A 3,967-nucleotide genomic window follows, 5' to 3' on the forward strand; every position below is an offset into this window, starting at 1 on the left:
ATATAGGTTATTGATTCTAATCCTTTACTCTGGCGAGTGCGGATACTCATCTGCGAAAGGCCCCAGTGCCTCCGCACTCTCAAGCTCAGGATGCTCAGGATCAAACCTATCCACAACCACCACATGCCCCCGGAAAAACTCCCGCACCAGCGGAAGATTCTTCTCAGAACATTCAAAACCGTAGGTAAATTTAAGGTTCGCTTCTCCTTCCTCCAAAAGCTCCCAACGGTACCTGGTTTGCAACCGGTGGAGATGCTGGCAAAGATAACTTGCTATTCGAGAATTCTTGAGAATAATATCATCAAAATTAGATATATACACAAAAAAACCATGTGATATATCCAACCATTGATCAATATCCTCAATATAATCTAATGTCCATTGCGAACCATAATCCGGAATATTCCAGGGACATTTAATAGCACGAAGTATTTCAGATGTCATGGTATCAAAATCGATAATAACATTTCCTCTAATTTCAATAATTTCCCACCCAGAAGAAACTAATGAATCTATCCTATTATGGAGAATAGGCTCTCCTTTTAGATAAATATTTGGTGTTATAGGATACCTTTCATCCATTTTAAAATCAATAGTCATATTTATAGTCCTTTCAGAAGAACAAAAGTCCTGTAATGATCAGGAGTATAATAAATATCTCCATTACTCCCAACGACTAAACGTTCTGTGTCTCGTCTTCCTCTAATCCTTGGTTCATTGCGGATAATGTATCCAGAATCACGAACATCAAGCTTATAATATTGAATACTGAGGTTTGTTCGGATGTATTTTACCCATTACTGCCGCCGGTATAGGATGTGCTCTCGGGGTACTCATCAGGATCATTAATCCAGTCATCTCCATCTTCATAAAGAGGATCCGGAAAACCATTCGGGAAGAAAAACTTCTTATACTCCTCCATACTTGACCAAGGATATTCAACCCCGTCAGCAGCAATCACCACCCTGTTGACAAAGAATTCTTCTACCCGAGACAAGCTCTCTTGCGAAAGTTCGAATCCCCACCCAAATAACACTTTGTACAGCCCACTACCATGAATTGGACGAATACTGTAGTACGTATCCATCTCTTCAAGAATATTCACACATGCACTTATATCATCATCAGCCATAGTAAAAAGCTGCTCAAAATTCTTATACAAAACGAAAAGCCCCTGCCGCATATCCCTATCCCTAATCAAACATGCCTCTTCAGCAACCCAACGCATATTGAAACCTTTAGGAAAACTGTAGTAGGGGTCGATAGTTTTAACTAACCGCTTAGCGAAGTCCATGTACGATACCACCCCAGCACAATCAACAGTAATGACAGCCCACCCCTCCGCCTCCAGATAAGGCAGCATACGGTTCTCCCAGTACCCACCCTCACGGATAAACACAGGGGCAATGAACTCCTCAGCAGACCGTTCTTGTTGATAAGGCATATTTCTCTCTAAAACACAGACAGACAAAGGAGTCTAACTATTCACTCAGATAAACTTTCTCCCTCATGACCGCCGGTGTAGGATGTGCTCTCGGGGTACTCATCAGGAGCATCAATCCACTCCGTACCATCCTCATACAACGGATCAGGAAAACCCTGAGGAAAAAACACTTTCTTATACCTCTCCACACCGCTCCAAGGATATTCGACCCCGTCCATGGCGAACACAACCTTGCCCTCGAAAAACTCTTTTACACGCGGCACACTATCCTGCGAGATTTCGAATCCCCACCCAAAAAGAACCTGGTAAAGACCACTACCATGGATCGGACGTACTGTATAACGTGTGTCCATCTGTTCAATAATATTTACGCATAAGCTCACGTCCTCGTCATCCATCACGAAGAGATCATCAAAATTCTTGTACAACACAAAAAGTCCTTGACGCATATCAAACCAGTCAATCAGACAAGCATCTTCTGAAGCCCAGCGCAGGTTAAAATCATCCGGAATAGCATAAACACTCTCAATACTTTCAACCAGACGATAGGCAAAATCCAACGTGGTTTTTACCCCGGCACAGTCAACAACAATAACCTTCCACCCCTCCGCTTCCAGATAAGGCAGCATATGGTTCTCCCAGTACCCACCCTCACGAATAAACAAAGGGGCAATGAACTCTACAGTTCCGTTAAGCGTGTAACTCATCTTTTTCTCTTCGAGTTTTTAGTGGACGATATATAAAGTTTTACTTAGACGAGTCTTCTTCATTATCTTCAACGTAGGAAGTACTTTCCGGGTACTCATCAGGATCCATAACCCATGATCCATCCTCATAACGAGGATCCGGGAAACCGTTGGGAAAGAATGTTTTTTTAAATTTCTCTGCACCATCCCACGGATATTTAACATCACTCGCAGCAACAACAATATTATCTGCAAAAAATTCTTTCACTTGAGGTAGACTCTCTTGTGAAATTTCAAACCCATATCCAAAGAGAACCTGGTATAGACCGTTACCAAATGATGGGCGAACACTATAATATTCATCCATAGTTTCTATAATGTTGACACATGCAGTTAACTTCCTATTATCGAGTACCAGAAGATCCTCAAAGTTTTTATACAAAACGAAAAGCCCCTGACGCATATCCCTATCCCTAATCAAACATGCCTCTTCAGCAGCCCAACGCATATTAAAACCTTCGGGAAAACTGTAGGTGGGGTCGATAGTTTTAACGAACCGCTTAGCGAAGTCCATGTACGATACCACCCCAGCACAATCAACAGTAATGACAGCCCACCCCTCCGCTTCCAGATAGGGCAGCATACGGTCCTCCCAGTATCCATCCTCACGAATAAAGAGAGGAGCTTTAAAGAGGTCAGGGTATTTTGATGTATAACTCATCATTTCTCGCTAGTCTATTAGTAGAATAAATGTATGATAATGATCTAAAGTAAGGTAAATACTTCCATTGCTACCTATTAACAGGCGTTCAGTACCTCGTGTCATCTCAGGCTCCCCATCAGCCTTGAGAATTACTTTACCATCTTTATCTATTTTGGGTCGTCGAGGCATAAAATCCATTTCGGTGTAGGTTATATTGCCTCCTTTAACATCAGCTGTCGGTAAAATATTTCCTATACCTTCACCCTCCTCTGGAATATTGTCAAAATTCCTACCCTCATTAGCACCAACAATAGGATCACCCTCAACCTTGAGATAACAAACAACACATAACTACTCAACACTTAAACACGACTAATAATTTTAAAATACAAAAACACTGACCCCTGCAACAAATCAAAACCGCAGAAACCAGTCGAGATTATCTCCACTAATTTACCTGAAGAGAACTCCACGTGAATAAATATTGTAAAATCCGGTTAAAGAGCCAAAAAATGAGAACCCCTGGTATTACTTACTCTCATATTTCCAGCTCTCCAAAACCTCATCCTTATTCTTCACATACACAACTGGGAAGAAGCTATTGCCCGCCCATCGTCGTAATAACCCATAAATTGTTTATCTCTTGGCTATCAGTGTCTTGTTAGCTGTTCCCGCCGGTATAGGTGGTGCTCTCGGGGTACTCATCAGGATCATTAATCCAATCCGTACCATCCTCATACAACGGGTCAGGAAAACCATTCGGGAAGAAAAACTTCTTGCTCTTTTCCACTTCAGTCCAAGGGTACTCTGCCTCGTCTGCCGCGATGACTACTCGATTTTCAAAGAACTCTTCCATCTGGGACACGTTCTCTTGTGAAATATCAAAACCGTATCCCACAAGTACTTGATATGATCCACTACCATGTAGTGGACGACCAGCATAATTCACCTCCATGATCTCAAGGATATTCACACATGCGCTTATATCATCATCAGCCATAGTAAAAAGCTGCTCAAAATTCTTATACAAAACGAAAAGCCCCTGCCGCATATCCCTATCCCTAATTGAACATGCTTCTTCAGCAGCCCAACGCATATTAAAACCTTTAGGAAAACTGTAGTAGGGGTCGATAG

At 42.0% G+C, this 3,967-nt stretch carries 5 protein-coding genes; all 5 read right to left on the bottom strand.

Features of this window, described 5'->3' with window-relative positions; translation table 11 throughout:
* Positions 1-24 precede the first annotated feature (24 nt).
* Positions 25-600 carry a hypothetical protein gene (locus tag HMPREF3164_RS09450; protein WP_070450716.1) on the bottom strand — a complete coding sequence of 192 codons (576 nt, stop codon included), beginning with the start codon at positions 598-600 and terminating at the stop codon, positions 25-27.
* Positions 601-790: 190 nt separating this feature from the next.
* The gene (locus tag HMPREF3164_RS09455; RefSeq protein WP_070450717.1) at positions 791-1,444 is read right to left on the bottom strand and encodes a hypothetical protein; all 654 of its coding nucleotides are present in this window, start codon (positions 1,442-1,444) and stop codon (positions 791-793) included.
* Between the two features lie 41 nt (positions 1,445-1,485).
* Positions 1,486-2,151, bottom strand: coding sequence for a hypothetical protein (locus HMPREF3164_RS09460; RefSeq protein WP_070450719.1), 666 nt, complete (start codon positions 2,149-2,151; stop codon positions 1,486-1,488).
* Positions 2,152-2,191: 40 nt separating this feature from the next.
* On the bottom strand, positions 2,192-2,854 hold the full coding sequence (locus tag HMPREF3164_RS09465) for a hypothetical protein (RefSeq protein ID WP_070450721.1): 663 nt from the start codon (positions 2,852-2,854) through the stop codon (positions 2,192-2,194).
* Positions 2,855-3,494: 640 nt separating this feature from the next.
* On the bottom strand, positions 3,495-3,967 hold a 473-nt coding region (locus tag HMPREF3164_RS09470; protein ID WP_246822670.1), incomplete at its 5' end, for a hypothetical protein.

Source organism: Rothia sp. HMSC08A08 (assembly GCF_001808385.1).
GTDB classification, from domain to species: domain Bacteria; phylum Actinomycetota; class Actinomycetes; order Actinomycetales; family Micrococcaceae; genus Rothia; species Rothia dentocariosa.